We start from the raw sequence: 17,241 nt of genomic DNA, 5'->3' as shown, positions 1-17,241 counted from the left end.
AGGCGGTATGAGGGCACGCTCAGGTAGCTACGAAAACTGCTCGATTGAAAGAGATTGTATCCCTCAATTCTGATATACATAGAAAAAGAGCAGCCTCGTAGTGAGACTGCCCTTGTTTCCGTCTAGATTTTAGTGTAATTTTGGTGGGTAACCGCTATGAACGATTGTCATAATGACGAACCAACCGAATACTACAGCACTTAATAAGTTGAAAACAACACTTAAAAGGTTCTTTTCTTTAATTGCTTGGAATGTACCAATTACAGCAAAAATAGCTACTAGACCAAAAATAACCATTAATAAGTTCATTAAAAATTGACACTCCTTTCGACATCAGAAAATGAATGTCGTAAACAATATTCCTCCTTAATTGTAAACGTTCTACCTGTTTTTGTCGAGAACTAAAATAGCCTAAACTATGAACATTTATCGTCAAATTGTGGCAAAGGCTGTATAATAGGAAGTTGAGGTGATGACAATGATGAACGTACGAAGTTATTCACTTGGACCCGTCCAAACGAATTGTTATATCGTATCGAATAAAGAGAAGGAATGCTTAATATTTGATCCTGGAGAGGAAGCACAGCGAATAATTAAAGCCATACGCAGTAATGGTTTAACACCATTGGCTATTTTTTTAACACATGCACATTTTGATCATATTGGTGCAGTAGATGCTGTCCGGGAAGCTTTTAATATTCCCGTTTGGATTCATGAAAAGGAAGTTAGCTGGTTAGGGGATCCATCAAAGAATGGCTCTAGCAAATATGCTGCTTTACCAGATTATATTGTGGCGGCACCAGATGAAGAAAATATAATTAAAGAAGAGCGTCTATTTGAAATAAATAATTTCGCTTTCAAAGCAATTTTTACACCAGGACATTCACCTGGCAGTATTTCGTATATATTTGAAAATGATGGCTTTGCTATTGTAGGAGATACGCTATTTGAACAAGGTGTGGGAAGAACTGATCTAATTGGTGGTTCAACTAAGGTGCTTTTGGCATCCATCCATGATAAATTATTAACGTTACCAGAGGATATGATTGTTTATCCAGGCCATGGCAATTACACGACGGTTGGAGCAGAGATGGAAGCAAACCCATTTTTAAATGGATTTTAAAAATGGTGGATCAATTAAGCCCCAGCGTATTGTAGCTGCCGCTTTGCTTTCGCTACAGAAAACATTTGTAGCTGCCGCTTTGCTTTCGCTACAGAAAACATTTGTAGCTGCCGCTTTGCTTTCGCTACAGAAAACATTTGTAGCTGCCGCTTTGCTTTCGCTACAGAAAACATTTGTAGCTGCCGCTTTGCTTTCGCTACAGAAAACATTTGTAGCTGCCGCTTTGCTTTCGCTACAGAAAACATTTGTAGCTGCCGCTTTGCTTTCGCTACAGAAAACATTTGTAGCTGCCGCTTTGCTTTCGCTACAGAAAATATTTGTAGCTGCCGCCTTGCTTTCGCACAGATAAACAATGCGTCCGAATTTTGTTCGAGCTCGCTCGAAAAGCTCCTCTTCAAAATCCGGGACATCCGCCAGGGGCTTTATCTTGATTCAGCGGGCGTTTGTACGCCCACTGAATAGGAAAAAACCACATTCATCTCGCCACCTATAGAGCTGGGAGTATCCTGCTGAATATAGATAAATTATACAATTTCATCTACTTGTGCTAAAATGAAAATAGGTGATGTAAATGGAATTAATTTTACTCTTATCGCTGCTTACTGATTTTAATTATTTAATTCAACATAGTCCGTTTATTAAAGTATATATATATACTATATTTGATAAAATTTCTGTTTTTGATACGAATTTTGAAGTAACAATTGATTTAACAGACAATGTAAATTTTGAAACAAAGATATATTTATCTCATATTACACTTAATAAATGGCTGAGAAAAGTAATTTACAGTAAATCAGATAATGATGAGGAATTAGTATCCCTTTTATAAGAAAAATTATAAAAGGGGAGATAATCATTAATGCTTGAATTATTAACACAACCATTGACAATTTTGTTAGAGGCTTTTTTTCATTTTACAGGGAGCTATGTTTTTGCAATCGTACTTCTGACGGTGCTAACACGTTTAATTTTACTGTATCCAAATTTCAAGTCTTTTAAATCTCAACAGGTGGTTACACAAACTACCCAAGGGAATAAGGAGCAATTATTAGCGCTACAAACAAAGTTAAGCCAAGCTAAAACAGATGAAGAACGTAAAGAGTATCAATTGCAAATGTCTCGATTAATGATGGAAAACTTTTCAGGAATGAAAACGGGATGTCTAACAGCGCTTATACAATTTCCGATTTTAACTGGCTTGTATTTAACCATTTCTAAAAACAATGCTATTATGCATGAGAGCTTACTATGGTTTAATCTTGGTTCTGCAGATATTTTTATGGCGGCTGTTGCAGGTTTAGCGATGATGATTCAAATGTATTTATCATTTAAGCTAGCAGAAAATAGTAATCCACAAATGAAAATGATGATAGGGATCATGCCTGTTATGATAGTATTCTCATCTCTATTCATGCCGTCAGCCATCCCATTCTATTGGACCGTGTCCTCTATTTGGATGATTGTACAAACAATTGCGTTTAATCAATACAAACCTAAACTAACTTCATAAAGTATTAATCCCCCTTACCCTAAAGGGGGATTTTATTATGCTCATAAAAGATAGAGACAAAAAAAGCGTGCCTCATATTTTAAATGAGGCACGCGATTTTCTCTGTATTAATGACCGCCACCAGGTACGTGAATAAATGTTGTATAGTACGTGAAGCCAGCGAAGAATACAGTTAAATATGCTCCGAAAATGTACATGTACATACGTTCTGAAAGGTTTAAGAAGCCTAATAATAAGAATAAACCTGTATTACCTACGAATAATAGCGATACTTCGTTCATACCACCAAGGTAGAACATAACTGCAAAAATACCTGTCCAGAATGCCATAACTTTATACATATTATCCATGAAATTTCCCCTCCTTTTGCCCACGACACAATAATCTCTTACTCATTATAAATGATATGAAAGGTGTCTGTAAACTGGAACTTCTCCTTCTTTGTGACAAACAAATGGAATTTTAAATTAGCGATCTATTTCTGTCACGTTTATTTCATATTTACATAAATCACAATTATGTATCATACTTTCAATCTGAATAAATTCATTACTAGAAAATAATGCATCTAACTGACCCTTTAAATAGGATTCATGTAAAGAACATACAATTTCTGAATGGGTAGTAAGCTGTTCCTGGAACGGACAATTAAATATGGAGAATATCACCTTTTTGCCATGCTCTGTTTGCTGAATTTGTGGAATATAGCCAATTAATGCAGCATTATCTGTTAATAGTTGAAGCTTTTGGTCGAAGGAAAGGGTATTATTTAATTTTAACTCAGCACTTACATAATTTTTCATCTGCTGGAAACCATCTTGATAGCTGATGTCCATACATTTTGTTAAAGCAGATGGGCCAAATTCCTGAATTAATTGTATTGTCCACTTCAATAGTCGATCCTCATCCCGCCTTGGGAATGTTAATGATACTCCTTTTTCGGAAGCCTTATATACACGGCCAGGTCGCCCTCCCTTACCTGTCTTAGCAAAATCAGCAGTAATTATATTAATTTCTGAAAGTTTTGTTAAGTGCAGGCGTGCAACGTTTGGATGAATGCCGAATTTATCAGCAATATTTTGGACCGTTACTGTTTTTCTCTCTTTCAAGATGTACTCATAAATCGAGTATCTAGTTTCATCGGCTAATGTACTAGTAATCTTTAATGGATGGATCATTTGCTTCACCTCAATTGAATTTTTCAAATATTATTTAGTCTACCAAGTGTTAGTAAAATAATCATGTTGATTCTATTATATTGTATTATTGAAAAAGATACAGTTCCTTTCGGCATAAATATTAACTTTTTCATGTGGGGATGTTCTTTTTTAGTGGAAATTTGCAAGTTATCCACATTTTTATACCAAAAAACAAATTTGATAGGCGTTTTAACAGCAAAATTTTATTTTGAGAAAAGGGCTTTTCTCGTGGCGTATTCGTAACTATACTAGGAAATATCGAATAGGGCGGTCATATTCGAATGAACTAGAAGAGAGGTGCAAATGTGCAGAATTTTGAAACAGTTGTCGAACAAAAATGTGAGCAACTTTTACTAAGGGCTTATCATTTTGGTGCATCAGATTTATTACTAGTACCTGAAATGGAACGGTATCGTCTTTATTTTCGGAAATACGATAAGCTACTTCAGGCTGGTGAGCTACCGAACGATCTAGCAGAACGAATGATTTCCTTTTATAAATTTTTAGCAGCCTTAGATATTAGTGAGCGTCGCAAACCCCAAAGCGGCTCCTTTCAGAAATCGATGGAGAAAGATCCATATGCCTTCCGGGTATCTACACTTCCCTCAGTGTTTTTAAAAGAAAGTCTGATTATACGACTTCTTCTTCAAAACCATGCTTTTCCACTTACTTCTTTATGTTACTCCAAATTCGAAGCGAACATCTTAATGGAGCTTGTGAAACATCGACAAGGGCTCCTATGCTTCACAGGGGCAACCGGGTCTGGAAAATCAACTTCGTTATATTCACTCATTCATTATTGCTCAACAGAATTACATCGTCATGTTATCTCCTTGGAAGATCCTGTAGAAAATAATCAAGCGAATCTTCTTCAAATTCAAGTAAATGAACGAGCTGGTGTTACATATGCTGCAGGCTTAAAGGCTATTTTACGCCACTCACCTGATGTCATTATGATTGGTGAAATACGTGATAAAGAAACTGCCAAAATCGCAATAGAGGCAGCCTTAACAGGTCATTTAGTGGTAAGCACCATTCATGCTAAGGATTCGGTCAGCTGTCTTTATCGACTAATCGACTTAGGCGTTTCTGTAGAAGAACTTCGTCAAACGGTAATAGGTATTGTTGCACAAATACTTTTCCAGTCACCAATTATTCAGGAAGAACGTCGCGCATTGTTTGAAATATTAAGCGACGGTCATCTTCAAGAGGCCATCAAAGCAATCATGCAAAATACTACCTATGAGCTGCCGTATGATTTAACACTTGCAGGTCAAAGAGATTTAATAGAGGGGCAAAAATATGCAACTACGAAAATACACTGACAAGATGTTAGTTGAATACAAAAAAGCTACAAAATGGCGGGTAAAGGAGCAAGCACATTTCTTCAGTCGATTAAGTGTGCTAATGCAAGAGGGTTATTTATTTCCTCAAGCAATTTCAATCCTCCTACCACACCATATTGAGGCACATGAAGAAATTCAGCAACGAATCGACGAAAAACTTAGGCAAGGGATAGGTGTTACAGGGATTTTGGAAACATTAAGGCTTGCAAGGCATCATTTAGTGGCGATTGCAGTTGCTGAAAATAATGGTCATATGATTGAGGCTTTAAAAGGAGTAGCAAAGCAAATGGCTGTAAGTGAGGCAACTAAGAAAAAATTATTGAGACTTCTCTTATATCCAGTAGTACTCATTGTATTTTTGTTACTATTGTTTTTTGTATTTCGTACGGTATTTTTTCCAAATATAGAAAAAATGATTTCGAGTCGAACTCCTAGCAATGATCAAACAATGATTGGGCTATCAAAAATGTTCTTGCATTTCCCAGATGCTCTTGTCTTATTAGGTATAGCTTCGATTGGTAGTATTTTGTTTTTCCAGCTCTATCTTAAACGTCAGTCAATGGCCCGTCAGCTTACAATCATCTCAAAAATCCCGTTTGTCCAAATTTATGTGCGATTATCTTTAACGAGGCAATTTGCTGCCTATTTAGGGAGTCTACTAGAAAGTGGTTTTTCATTACAGGCCAGTCTGCAAATATTGGAGGAGCAGCGATTACAGCCACTTTTGCAGCATTTGGCTCGATGTCTCAAAGAGCGCGTTGTTTTTGGAGATACTTTGACACAGGCTGTTCAATTAACAGCTGTTTGGCAGAGGGACTTCTCCATATTTGTTGAGCATGGTGAGAAAAGTGGCTATTTAGGAAAAGAGCTTTTACTCTATAGCGAATTGTTGACAGACAAGCAGGAGCAATTATTGCACCGAATACTTGCATTTGTACAGCCAACTTTTTTTATCATCATTGCTATCTGTATCGTTGCTGCATATGTTAGTTTGCTATTACCCATTTATCACATGATTGAACTAGTATAGGAGGATTATTATGGAAAAAATAAAGCGCCAAGCTGGATTCACGCTTATCGAAATGTTAATTGTACTTCTAATTATTTCCATCCTAATTTTAATCACAATCCCAAATGTGACGAAGCATTTTGCCACAATCGATGAGAAGGGCTGTAAAGCTTATATTTCTATGGTACAGGGACAAGTAGAAGCATATCGGGTGGATTTTATGGCTTATCCAACAATCGAGGATTTAGTAACAAAGGGGTATTTGAAGGAAAATGAAACGAGCTGTCCGAATAAGGAAGAAATTATGATTACAAATGAGGGGGAGGTTAAATTGGCAAATGCCTCTTCAGGATCGGACTCTAGCGGCGGATGAACGTGAGTAGCTTAAAAAATGATCAAGGATATACGTTGCTTGAAATGTTAATTGTGTTATTTTTTGTGATGTGTTTAACTGCGATTGTCATGAAGTACTCATTGAAACAAGCAGAAATAAAAGAACTTGAGCGTTTTTTTACACAAGTGCAATTGGATATTCAATATATTCAAACCTATAGTATGCATCATAGAGAATACATCTCGATGAAGTTTGAAAGCTCGACAAAACGCTATATTATCAAAAAAGATTTTTATACTCATTTATATGACAGGCCTTTTCCGAAAGGGGTTGAATTAATGCCGGCTTCGAGCTCCGTGCAAACCATTATGTATAACTATAGTGGCAATGTCATGACTGCAGGAACTGTAACATTTAAAACACCTCAAGGCATTAAAAGAGTTGTGATTACACTTGGACGAGGGAGAGCTAGAGTTGAATGAGACAGGCTATTCATTTGTAGAAACGATTTTATCCATTGGCATCCTTATGTTACTATGTGTGGCATTATTACCAATTAGCTATTCAATGAAAACAAATTTATCTAACAAAAAGCTAGAGGTTATCGCAGCAGAGACTGCCTATGAGGGTTTAAAGCAATACTGGCATTCACGGCAACAGGAAGGTTCAAAAACAATTGAAAATGTGGATTTTCATTGGATATTTGAGGGACAAGAAATATGTGTAACCTTTCAAAATACACGTGAAATACGTGAAAAATGTATACGGCTGACAGGTGAAGTCAATGAATGAGAAAGGGTATACATTGCTTGAAGCTTTATTTCAATTAGTCGTGTTTGTACTAGTTATGCAGCTTGTTGTGTTAATTATGCTTTGGTATGCCGAGATGAAAACGACAGTAATATCTGATGAACAATCAAAGTGGGAGCTATTTGTATACGATTTAAATAGTTATTTTGAAAATATTACTTTTTTTACGATTCGACAGAACCAAAAGAGAATAACCTTTGAATCGGGGAATACGATTCATAATATTGATTGTTATAATAATTTAATTCGTGACCAAGTAAATGGTGGGCATGTACCGATGTTAATTGGTATTAATAAATGCCAATTTCAATATGAAAATAATAGGGTTACTGTAGCTGTTGAATTTCCAAGTGGTATCCAAAAGGAGCGAACCTTCTATGTACCAATTATTGAAAAATGACAGAGGGGCTATTTTTTTAATCGCAATTGCATTATTATTTTTTGTAACTACTTTTGTTCTTACGTATTGTACGTCTTATGAAATTCAGTATCGAACATATGATTCGCTTGAAAAAATGAATGTTCGCGCTACGATAAATTTATTAGGACAAATTTTGTCAGACAGTGTAGAATCGTAGTTATAAGAAGGTGATTCGAATGCGAAAAATATATTTAGTTGGCTTTATGGGCTGCGGGAAAAGTGCGTTAGGAAGACGTTTAAGCTATTTGTTAAAGATGCCCTATTATGATATGGATCATGAAATTGTGAGACAGCAGGGTATGACAATTCCTCAGATTTTTGAAAAATACGGAGAGGCACGGTTTCGGGAAATAGAAACAGAATTTTTGAAAAATTTCCGTGATGAAGCTTGTATTATTTCAACTGGTGGTGGCGTTGCCGTCAATGCTGAAAACAGGAAAATAATGAGACGCAGTGGACTCGTGTTTTTTTTAGATGCGACATTCGAAGATATTTATAAGCGAATACAGCATGATCAAAACCGACCGATTGTGCAAAGCTCAACGAAAGAAGAGCTAGAGAAGCTGTATCATTACAGAAGGAAATTTTACCGTGATGCAGGACATATTCAAGTGTTAACAGAGGGCAGAACCATCCGTCAAATTCTTGAGTATTTAGTATTCCAAGTTAAAAGGCTAAAAGGCGAACGATGATTAGTGAAAATAACTATAACATTCGTTATTTATTATAATTTAAAAAATGTTTGCCTTTTCAATATATTTAATGTTAGGATATAGACAAATAAGTAACTAAATGTTCATTGAATACTAAATAGTACCAAGATGAATCTTGGGCGGATGATTGTGCGGGGAGAGCGCGTAGAGACGCCGCCGAAGGAGCAAGTAGCAAAAGGCTATGAATCTCTCAGGTAAAAGGACTCGTACAAGACGCAACTCTGGAGAGAGCTGTAGTATAACAATAACAGCCACCAAAGGGGAAAGCCGGCTGATTGGCAAAGAGACAATGCGAGCCAGTCTGGTGTAACTTTCAGGTGCAAGGACAGAGAATCCCGAAAAAGGGGTTCGTCTGTCTTTTTTTATGTCTTTATACGGCAAGTATAGACCGTATTCATACAAGAAGCAGACGAACTACTACTAAGTAGAATGTAACTAACAATAAGGGGGCAAAAATGAATGGCGAGTGAATTAAAACGTACACCTCTATTTGAAGAATACGCAAAATACGGTGCTAAAACAGTTGACTTTGGTGGATGGGAATTACCAGTTCAATTCTCTTCTATTAAAGAAGAACACGATGCAGTGCGTAATCGTGCAGGCTTATTTGATGTATCACATATGGGGGAAATTTTAGTAACAGGACCCGAAGCATTAGATTTTTTACAAAATCTTCTGTCCAATGATATTTCGAAAATTGCAGTAGGTCAAGCGCAATACAACGCAATGTGCTATGAAGATGGTGGTGTTGTCGATGATTTATTAACGTATAAATTAGCAGACAATCACTATTTATTATGCGTCAATGCCGCAAATATTGAAAAAGATTATGATTGGATGATGGAGAATCAACATCAATATGATGTGACGATTGACAATCAATCAGATGCCTATGCACAAATTGCTTTACAAGGGCCATTAGCAGAAGAGGTTCTTCAATCTTTAACAACGACTGATATTAGTGCCATTAAATATTTCCGCTTCCAAGAGGATGTAGAGGTTGCAGGACATAAAGTATTAGTTTCTCGTAGCGGTTATACGGGAGAAGATGGCTTTGAATTGTATGGTGCTCCAGAAGATATTAAAGCTTTATGGGGTAAAATTTTAGAGGCTGGTCAAGACAAAGGTGTTGTTCCTGCAGGTCTAGGCTGTCGTGATACACTTCGTTTCGAAGCGGGTCTCCCACTATACGGACAAGAGCTATCAGCAACGATTTCGCCACTAGAGGCTGGTATTGGCTTTGCTGTGAAATTGAATAAAGAGGACTTTATCGGTCATGATGCATTAGTAGCTCAGAAGGAAAATGGTCTTCCACGCAAACTGGTAGGAATTGAAATGATTGATAAAGGAATTCCGCGTCATGGTTACAAGGTATTTAAGGATGGTCAGGAAATCGGTGAAGTGACAACTGGTACACAGCTTCCTTCTTCTAAACGTAATGTTGGTCACGCATTAATTGACAGTCAATTCGCAACAATCGGAACTGAGCTAGAAATTGAAATCCGTGGAAAGCACTTAAAAGTAATAACAGTTGAAACACCGTTTTACAAACGTTCAAAATAATAGTTGAAAAGAGGGACCTACATTTATGAAACATCGTTATTTACCAATGACGGAACAAGATCAAAAAGAAATGTTAGACGTAATCGGTGTATCCTCAGTTGATGAGTTATTTGAGGATATCCCTGAGAAAGTCCGTTTTAAAGGCCTTTATGACATCAAGGAAGCAAAATCAGAATCGGCTTTATTAAAAGAATTAACAGCTCTAGCTGCCAAAAATAAGGATACAAATGCCAATGTATCATTTTTAGGTGCAGGTGTTTACAATCACTATAAACCAGTAATCGTGGATCATGTCATTTCTCGTTCAGAGTTCTATACAGCTTATACACCATATCAACCAGAGATTTCACAAGGGGAACTACAAGCAATTTTTGAATTCCAAACGATGATTGCTGAGCTAACTGGTATGGATCTCGCTAACTCTTCTATGTATGACGGTGGTACAGCATTAGCAGAGGCGGGTATGCTGGCAGCTGGTCATACACGTCGTAAGAAAATTTTAGTGTCTGAAACAGTGCATCCAGAATACCGCGATGTTGTGGCTACATATGCCTACGGTCAATCGATTGATATCGTGACTGTTCCACACAAAAATGGTGTAACAGATATTGACGCATTAAAAGAGTTAATTGATGACAACACAGCAGCTGTTATTGCACAATATCCAAACTTCTTTGGTCAAGTGGAGGACATTCAAGTAATTGGAGATATTGCACATGAAGCAAAAAGCTTATTTGTCGTGTCTTCTAACCCACTTGCATTAGGTATTTTAACACCTCCTGGTAAGCTTGGAGCTGATATTTGTGTAGGTGATGCACAAGTTTTCGGAATTTCTGAAGCATTCGGTGGTCCACACTGTGGTTTCTTTGCGGTAACGAATAAATTAATGCGTAAGGTTCCAGGTCGTCTGATTGGTGAAACAGTGGATGGCGAAGGTCGTCGTGGCTATGTATTAACATTACAAGCGCGTGAACAACATATCCGTCGTGATAAAGCAACATCTAATATTTGCTCAAACCAAGCACTTCTTGCACTTGCAGCTTCTGTAGCTATGACAGCTCTAGGTAAACAAGGTATTCGTGAAATGGCTATGCAAAATATCGCGAAAACACGTTATGCGAAAAATGCCTTTGAAGCAGCAGGCTTTACAGTAGCATTCCAAGGTGCACACTTTAACGAAATCGTTGTGAAAACGAATAAGTGTGTGAAAGAAATCAACAAAGGCTTAATCGAAAAGGGTATTATCGGTGGATATCCTTTAGGTCAAAATTATGACTCTCTTAAACATCATGTGCTGATTGCCGTTACGGAATTACGCACAAAAGAAGAAATTGATGCACTTGTTGCAGAAATGGGGGCTCTTCATGCATAACGAAAATCAATCACTCATTTTTGAAATTTCAAAAGAAGGTCGCGTTGGCTATAGCTTAGAAGCACTGGATGTACCTGAGGTTGACCTAGCCGATTTATTACCAGCAAACCTAGTACGTGCTGAGGCTGCGGAATTACCTGAAGTATCTGAGCTTGATATTATGCGTCACTATACAGCACTTTCTCGTCGTAACCACGGGGTAGATTCTGGCTTCTACCCACTTGGCTCTTGTACGATGAAATATAATCCGAAAATTAACGAAGCAGTTGCACGTCTTTCAGGCTTTGCCAATGTTCACCCATTACAGGATGAGTCAACAGCACAAGGTGCAATGGAGCTGCTCTATGATTTACAAACTTCTTTAGTAGAAATTACAGGAATGGATGAAGTAACATTACAACCTGCAGCAGGTGCTCACGGTGAATGGACAGCATTAATGATGATTCGTGCGTTCCATGAAGCAAATGGTGAGGAGCATCGTAATAAAGTGATTGTTCCTGACTCAGCTCATGGTACAAATCCAGCATCAGCAACAGTTGCAGGCTTTGAAACAATCACTGTTAAATCTGATGAGAATGGTCTAGTAGATATTGAAGATCTTCGCAAAGTAGTAGGTCCTGACACAGCTGCATTAATGCTAACAAACCCTAATACACTAGGTCTATTTGAAGAGAATATTATCGAAATGGCAGAGCTTATCCACTCTGTAGGCGGTAAAGTGTACTATGATGGTGCTAACTTAAATGCCGTTATGAGTAAAGCACGCCCAGGTGATATGGGCTTCGACTGTGTGCATTTAAATCTGCACAAAACATTCACAGGTCCACATGGTGGCGGTGGTCCAGGTTCAGGTCCAGTAGGTGTAAAAGCAGATTTAATTCCATTCCTACCAAAACCGGTACTAGTGAGAACAGAAGATGGAACATTCCACTTTGATTACGAGCGTCCACAATCAATCGGACGTGTGAAACCTTACTATGGTAACTTTGGTATTAACGTACGTGCATATACTTATATCCGTACAATGGGTCCAGATGGCTTAAAAGCTGTAACAGAATACGCTGTGCTAAACGCAAACTATATGATGCGTCGATTAGAACCATTCTACGATCTACCATATAACCGCCATTGTAAACATGAATTTGTTTTATCTGGTCGTCGTCAAAAGAAACTTGGCGTACGTACATTAGATATCGCAAAACGTCTGTTAGACTTTGGCTACCATCCACCAACAACATACTTCCCATTAAATGTGGAAGAGGCGTTAATGATTGAACCAACAGAAACAGAATCAAAAGAAACGTTAGATGCATTCTGCGATGTGATGATTCAAATTGCAAAAGAAGCAGAAGAAAATCCATCCATCGTTCAAGAAGCACCACATACAACAGTCGTATCTCGTCTTGACGAAACACGCGCTGCTCGTACACCAGTGCTTCGTTATCAAAAAGCATAGAACTACAAGCGTCCAATGAGTGTTCATACTTATTGGACGCTTTTTTTTTGGCTTCTAGCGGATAGAACAGTTAGAGTGGTGGATAGAATGAGCAAAGTGTTGGATAGGAGAGAGAAAGTGGCGGATAAAATGAATAGAGTGACGGATAGAAGTGGCAGATCTTACTGGATAAGTTTTCTCAATATATGGAGCAAGGTTTCTCACAACATTTGGGGAACATTCCGATAATGAAGCAGAAAAAAGAGCAAGAATTACTTGCTCTCATGTTGTTGAAATACTATTATGTCAATGAAATCAAGGTGACAAATTAAAAAGTAATAGCCCTTTTTCAAAACGAGGGGGTTGATCGTATTTTCTTCTGGTATTTTACACAAATGTAAAGTGATAAATTGAAATCTTAGCCATCACTATATTGCTAAAAATGGAGTTTAGGTAACATTTCCCTATACAAAAGCAGTGTTAGCAATAAGTGGCTTTATGTATCATTACAAAGTAGTTTTATGCACAAAATGTAGGTTGACAGCTATAGAATTTATCACTATTCTATCAATTTAATGATTTTTGAAGGAAGAGAATATTTAAAGTTCTACACTATTGTTGATTGGAGTGCAAGGCTACTCGACTCCCGTGGGATAGCGAGACAGACGAGACCCTGCACGGAGCGTCAGCGCAGGAAGCGGCTCGTCGCTCGCCCACAGGAAGCTTTGCTCTGTGCGAAAGCGAAGCGTCAGCAACAAAGCGAGTAGCCTGGAACGGAAATCACCTTCATTTTGGCTAAATATTCATAAAGAGTCCCTTGACCATTTAGTTTTTCAACACTATGAGAGCAAGAATTACTTGCTCTTGTCTTTTATACCTAAATAAGTAAATGACCTCCAAATATACTCTAATGGTCCGAAGCGGAATTTGGATAACCATAGCTTACTAAGTATTATTTGTAATACAAAAATAACAATGGCAATTAAGATAGCTGTCGTTAAGTGTAGCTTTCCGTAAACACCAAACGCAAATGGTCCAAATAAAAACGTACAAATAATGGATTGACTGATATAGTTTGTAAAGGCCATTCTTCCTGGGTATGCGAGCCATTGCAATACTTTCTTTCCCTGTAACGTTTGATAAATGAAAAGGAGGCTAATGGCATAAAAGATAGTAAGAAGTGGTGAACTCATATATTGAATCAATGGTGTGGCTGATGGATTATCTAAAACGAAGGGAAGTATCCAACTCAGTGTTCCACCCAAAATTAGAGTGATGAGCCACGTAATGAAAAAGCCTTTTCGTAACTCTTGAAAACGATGAATCCATTTTTTCTTTGCAACTGCTGCCCCAAATAAGAACATTAGTAAGAAGGGTAGATTGGTGAATATATACAATAGAGGGTTACCTAAATAAAGGACGTAGAGCCCATTACGCATTGTATAAAATAATCTTTCCATTAAATTTGCATCGAGTAATTCTTGAATAGTCCCGTTTTGATGGGCATCTATCGTAGCTTGCATAAGCTGACGATTTTCCTCTGACATCGTCATGGTCATCGTTGGATCAGTGGAAAGAGAACCCAGTGTTAAAAGCCCAAAAAGCAAGCTATATAAAGCAACACTGATGAATAGCATAGTATTTGGCTTTAACTTATGCATTAGAAGTAGTAACAATCCTAAAATCGCATAGTCTGTTAAAATGTCCCCAAACCAAATGAAATAGGCGTGGATACAGCCGAAGATAAATAAGGCAATAAGGCGTCGACTATAAATGCTCCAGAAATTTAATTGTTTTGCAACGGTTCTTTCGTGCATAATTACCATTCCAAAGCCGAATAGCATGGAAAAAAGCATTACAAACTTACCATCGATAAACATAGCAAGTAAATCCTTCACTAAATAATCTGCCTGGTTCCAAAAAGAGGTCCATTCATTGTTAAAGCTTGGATCTTCCTGCATGTAAACTGGGTAAAGAAACCAAACAATATTCGCAAGTATGATTCCTAGTAAGGCGAACCCTCTTAAAATATCAAGTGCTTCTATCCGCTCTTTGGCAGATATAGGAGAAAGCTTTTGTTTCATTTCCATCCATCCTTTTGTTGTAATTTGATTTTTTATCTATTTAGTGACTTTAAATCCTATTTATCAGGATTTTATAAGGAAGACATGATTTGGTTCAAAATTTTTTTAAGTCAACAGATTTATTGACAAATAGATGACAAATAATTAATCTAATAATGAATATGTTATTCATTATTGAGAGGGCGTTTATATTGCAAGCAAAAAAGGATGAAGTGAAGAATGAAATTGAGTCTGCTGCACTCAAGCTGTTTTTTAAAAAGGGCTATATAGATGCTAAAATGAGCGATATAGCAAAGGAGATTAATATCTCAGTCGGGAATATTTATACCTATTTTAAAAATAAAAAGGAACTGTTTTATGCTGTTGTCTCACCAACACTAGTGGATTATTTAAAGAATGTTTTAGTGGAAAGCATACATCTCTATAATCAGGCTTATTTTGATGGTACTAAAATTGCTGAAAACGCTGCATTGTTAGAAGAACAAATGAATGCCTTAACCAAATATCGTATGCAGATTGTTATTATTTTTGAGCGAAACAAAGGAACAATCTATCAAAATTCTAAAAATGAGCTAATTGATTTAATGCTTGAAACGAAAAGACCCTATTTAAAAAATAGCTATAAGAGCTATGAAATCAGTAGTGAGGAAAATATAATTTTGTTAGATATTATCTCGAATAATGTAATAGATATGCTGTTAGATTTATTAAAACGGGAACTAAGTGAAGATAGTCGTAAACGAATTTTTGAGGCATTGACTATCTATCGATTATATGGCATGAAAAATTTAAATGAATAGTTTAAAAAATGTAGGTGAAAAACGTCCACCTACATTCTATTTTTGCTCAAAAATGAATTATATATTCACTTTTGAATACGATTTAACGGGGGATTAATATGAACAAAAGATTAGCATTGAAAAATTGTCATATCATTCATGGAGATAGTAATAAGTCTATTGCAGATAATATGACCATTTTAATAAATGAAAATGGCATCATTGAACATATCGGAAAAACGAAGGAATTGAAGATTTCTAAAAACTATAAAACCATCAATTTAGCTGGTAAATATGTGATGCCAGGATTAATAAATGCACATGTACATCTTTTCTCAGATGGAAAACCATTTACAATGTCATCAAATGAAAGCATGTTGAAAACGGGGCATAAGCTGTTAGATACAAAAATGGGTAGAGCATTATTAAAGAAACGAATGAAGAGAAATGCCCTAAACGCCTTACATGCTGGGATAACAACGATGCGTAGTGTGGGTGAATTCTTTTACACGGATGTTCATTTACGGGATGAAATCAAGGCAAATAAATTTATTGGTCCAAATTTGCTTGTATCCGGTTATTTTCTTAGTGTTACTGGTGGGCATGGTGCACCATACTTAGCACTAGTAAGTGATTCACCATGGGAAGGAAGAAAAAATGTAAGAATAAATAGTAAACATGGTGTAGATCTAATAAAAATTTGTGTGACAGGTGGTGTGACCGATGCAAAAGCGATAGGTGAGGCTGGTAGGTTACAAATGACGGAAGAAGAGGTAACTGCTATTTGTGATGAGGCACATAAAATGGGTTTACTCGTAGCGGCCCATGCAGAAAGTACAGAAGGTGTAAGAATCGCCTTAAAAGGTGGGGTGGATACAATTGAACATGGAGCTGAAATGGATGAAGAGATTATTGCCTTATATCAACATAATCCAAAAGCTTTAAGAGGTTATTCTGCTTTAATTCCAACTTGTCAGGCTGGATATCCTGTTGCAACTCTTGATTCAGCAATCACGAAGGTCAAACATGTTGTCAAAGAGAATTCCAAACTAGTTTATGAGGGAATGATCATTAGTTTAAAACAAGCCATCACAAATCATATCAAAATAGGTGTCGGAACTGACGCTGCTATGCCCTATGTTACTCATTATGATTTATGGAGAGAGCTCAATCATTTCTTAAAGTATACAAGCCTTAGTCCAAATCAAGTTATTGAATGTGTAACAAAATCCAATGCAGAAATTTTAGGAATTGATCATATTACTGGAACTGTAGATATTGGGAAACAGGCTGACTTAATTGTTCTAGAGCGAAATCCATTAGAAGCGATACAAACCTTATCAGAGGTAAAGATGGTCTTGATAAAAGGGCATTTGATAAAAAATCCTACAGTTTCTAGAATTAATAAAGTTGATAAATTGTTAAATTCCAAATTTTAATGAGAATAAATTAGCTTATAAAAACCTACCTTTTTACTATCAATATCAATAAAAATACCTATTCATCTATGACTAGATGACTTAGGTAATTATTGCTAATA

General features: G+C 36.8%; 21 protein-coding genes and 1 riboswitch. Of the genes, 16 read left to right on the top strand and 5 right to left on the bottom strand.

Translation table 11 applies throughout. The features are described 5' to 3' along the window. Nucleotides 1-129: 129 nt before the first annotated feature. Nucleotides 130-309 carry a DUF2759 domain-containing protein gene (locus QNH24_RS16695; RefSeq protein ID WP_054770969.1) on the bottom strand — a complete coding sequence of 60 codons (180 nt, stop codon included), beginning with the start codon at nt 307-309 and terminating at the stop codon, nt 130-132. Nucleotides 310-478: 169 nt separating this feature from the next. Between QNH24_RS16695 and QNH24_RS16690 the strand changes: the two genes are divergently transcribed. Continuing rightward, nucleotides 479-1,123 carry an MBL fold metallo-hydrolase gene (locus tag QNH24_RS16690; RefSeq protein ID WP_054771006.1) on the top strand — a complete coding sequence of 215 codons (645 nt, stop codon included), beginning with the start codon at nt 479-481 and terminating at the stop codon, nt 1,121-1,123. 14 nt (nt 1,124-1,137) lie between these two features. On the opposite strand, the gene QNH24_RS16685 is transcribed toward QNH24_RS16690, so the two are convergent. Next, a complete protein-coding gene (locus QNH24_RS16685) occupies nt 1,138-1,521 on the bottom strand; it encodes a hypothetical protein (protein WP_283868671.1) in 384 nt (127 codons plus the stop codon). 173 nt (nt 1,522-1,694) lie between these two features. Between QNH24_RS16685 and QNH24_RS16680 the strand changes: the two genes are divergently transcribed. Together QNH24_RS16680 and QNH24_RS16675 are read left to right on the top strand one after the other, a co-directional pair. Next, the gene (locus QNH24_RS16680) at nt 1,695-1,955 is read left to right on the top strand and encodes a hypothetical protein (RefSeq protein WP_283868670.1); all 261 of its coding nucleotides are present in this window, start codon (nt 1,695-1,697) and stop codon (nt 1,953-1,955) included. A 30-nt stretch (nt 1,956-1,985) separates the two neighbouring features. After that, complete coding sequence (locus QNH24_RS16675; RefSeq protein WP_054770970.1) at nt 1,986-2,636, top strand: YidC/Oxa1 family membrane protein insertase; 651 nt, start codon at nt 1,986-1,988, stop codon at nt 2,634-2,636. Nucleotides 2,637-2,743: 107 nt separating this feature from the next. Here QNH24_RS16675 and QNH24_RS16670 read toward each other — a convergent pair whose 3' ends face one another. Next, on the bottom strand, nt 2,744-2,986 hold the full coding sequence (locus QNH24_RS16670) for a DUF2626 family protein (RefSeq protein WP_024361272.1): 243 nt from the start codon (nt 2,984-2,986) through the stop codon (nt 2,744-2,746). Nucleotides 2,987-3,103: 117 nt separating this feature from the next. Then, nucleotides 3,104-3,814, bottom strand: a complete 711-nt coding sequence (locus tag QNH24_RS16665; RefSeq protein ID WP_054770971.1) for a helix-turn-helix transcriptional regulator — start codon at nt 3,812-3,814, stop codon at nt 3,104-3,106. Between the two features lie 326 nt (nt 3,815-4,140). On the opposite strand from QNH24_RS16665, the gene comGA reads away from it, so the two are divergent. From comGA to gcvPB, 11 genes are all read left to right on the top strand, one after another. Further along, entirely contained in the window at nt 4,141-5,160 is a 1,020-nt protein-coding gene (gene comGA, locus QNH24_RS16660; RefSeq protein ID WP_283868669.1) for a competence type IV pilus ATPase ComGA, read from the top strand. Beyond that, entirely contained in the window at nt 5,138-6,211 is a 1,074-nt protein-coding gene (gene comGB, locus QNH24_RS16655; protein ID WP_283868668.1) for a competence type IV pilus assembly protein ComGB, read from the top strand. The genes comGA and comGB overlap by 23 nt, the downstream gene beginning before the upstream one ends. 10 nt (nt 6,212-6,221) lie before the next feature. Next, entirely contained in the window at nt 6,222-6,563 is a 342-nt protein-coding gene (gene comGC / locus QNH24_RS16650) for a competence type IV pilus major pilin ComGC (protein ID WP_283868667.1), read from the top strand. A 2-nt stretch (nt 6,564-6,565) separates the two neighbouring features. Beyond that, complete coding sequence (gene comGD / locus QNH24_RS16645; protein ID WP_430673994.1) at nt 6,566-7,006, top strand: competence type IV pilus minor pilin ComGD; 441 nt, start codon at nt 6,566-6,568, stop codon at nt 7,004-7,006. Beyond that, the gene (locus QNH24_RS16640; protein ID WP_283868665.1) at nt 6,999-7,316 is read left to right on the top strand and encodes a hypothetical protein; all 318 of its coding nucleotides are present in this window, start codon (nt 6,999-7,001) and stop codon (nt 7,314-7,316) included. The genes comGD and QNH24_RS16640 overlap by 8 nt, the downstream gene beginning before the upstream one ends. Continuing rightward, the gene (gene comGF / locus QNH24_RS16635; protein ID WP_283868664.1) at nt 7,309-7,734 is read left to right on the top strand and encodes a competence type IV pilus minor pilin ComGF; all 426 of its coding nucleotides are present in this window, start codon (nt 7,309-7,311) and stop codon (nt 7,732-7,734) included. The genes QNH24_RS16640 and comGF overlap by 8 nt, the downstream gene beginning before the upstream one ends. Next, the gene (locus QNH24_RS16630; protein ID WP_283868663.1) at nt 7,712-7,912 is read left to right on the top strand and encodes a hypothetical protein; all 201 of its coding nucleotides are present in this window, start codon (nt 7,712-7,714) and stop codon (nt 7,910-7,912) included. Before comGF ends, QNH24_RS16630 begins: the two co-directional genes overlap by 23 nt. A gap of 19 nt (nt 7,913-7,931) precedes the next feature. Continuing rightward, complete coding sequence (locus tag QNH24_RS16625; RefSeq protein ID WP_283868662.1) at nt 7,932-8,447, top strand: shikimate kinase; 516 nt, start codon at nt 7,932-7,934, stop codon at nt 8,445-8,447. 144 nt (nt 8,448-8,591) lie between these two features. Next, a riboswitch (glycine riboswitch) is annotated at nt 8,592-8,684 on the top strand. 243 nt (nt 8,685-8,927) lie between these two features. Further along, on the top strand, nt 8,928-10,031 hold the full coding sequence (gene gcvT / locus QNH24_RS16620) for a glycine cleavage system aminomethyltransferase GcvT (protein WP_283868661.1): 1,104 nt from the start codon (nt 8,928-8,930) through the stop codon (nt 10,029-10,031). Between the two features lie 25 nt (nt 10,032-10,056). Then, nucleotides 10,057-11,403 (top strand): aminomethyl-transferring glycine dehydrogenase subunit GcvPA, encoded by a 1,347-nt coding sequence (gene gcvPA, locus QNH24_RS16615; protein WP_283868660.1) that lies wholly within the window; start codon nt 10,057-10,059, stop codon nt 11,401-11,403. Continuing rightward, nucleotides 11,396-12,859 (top strand): aminomethyl-transferring glycine dehydrogenase subunit GcvPB, encoded by a 1,464-nt coding sequence (gcvPB, locus tag QNH24_RS16610; protein WP_283868659.1) that lies wholly within the window; start codon nt 11,396-11,398, stop codon nt 12,857-12,859. The genes gcvPA and gcvPB overlap by 8 nt, the downstream gene beginning before the upstream one ends. 833 nt (nt 12,860-13,692) lie before the next feature. On the opposite strand, the gene QNH24_RS16605 is transcribed toward gcvPB, so the two are convergent. Further along, complete coding sequence (locus tag QNH24_RS16605) at nt 13,693-14,922, bottom strand: DUF418 domain-containing protein (protein ID WP_283868658.1); 1,230 nt, start codon at nt 14,920-14,922, stop codon at nt 13,693-13,695. 191 nt (nt 14,923-15,113) lie between these two features. On the opposite strand from QNH24_RS16605, the gene QNH24_RS16600 reads away from it, so the two are divergent. Beyond that, complete coding sequence (locus tag QNH24_RS16600) at nt 15,114-15,722, top strand: TetR/AcrR family transcriptional regulator (RefSeq protein ID WP_283868657.1); 609 nt, start codon at nt 15,114-15,116, stop codon at nt 15,720-15,722. A gap of 98 nt (nt 15,723-15,820) precedes the next feature. Beyond that, nucleotides 15,821-17,140 carry a metal-dependent hydrolase family protein gene (locus tag QNH24_RS16595; protein ID WP_283868656.1) on the top strand — a complete coding sequence of 440 codons (1,320 nt, stop codon included), beginning with the start codon at nt 15,821-15,823 and terminating at the stop codon, nt 17,138-17,140. Nucleotides 17,141-17,241: the final 101 nt, after the last annotated feature.

The sequence above is a fragment of the Lysinibacillus pakistanensis genome (genome assembly GCF_030123245.1).
Taxonomy (GTDB): Bacteria; Bacillota; Bacilli; order Bacillales_A; family Planococcaceae; genus Lysinibacillus; species Lysinibacillus pakistanensis.
This window is presented reverse-complemented; position numbering and strand designations above follow the sequence as displayed.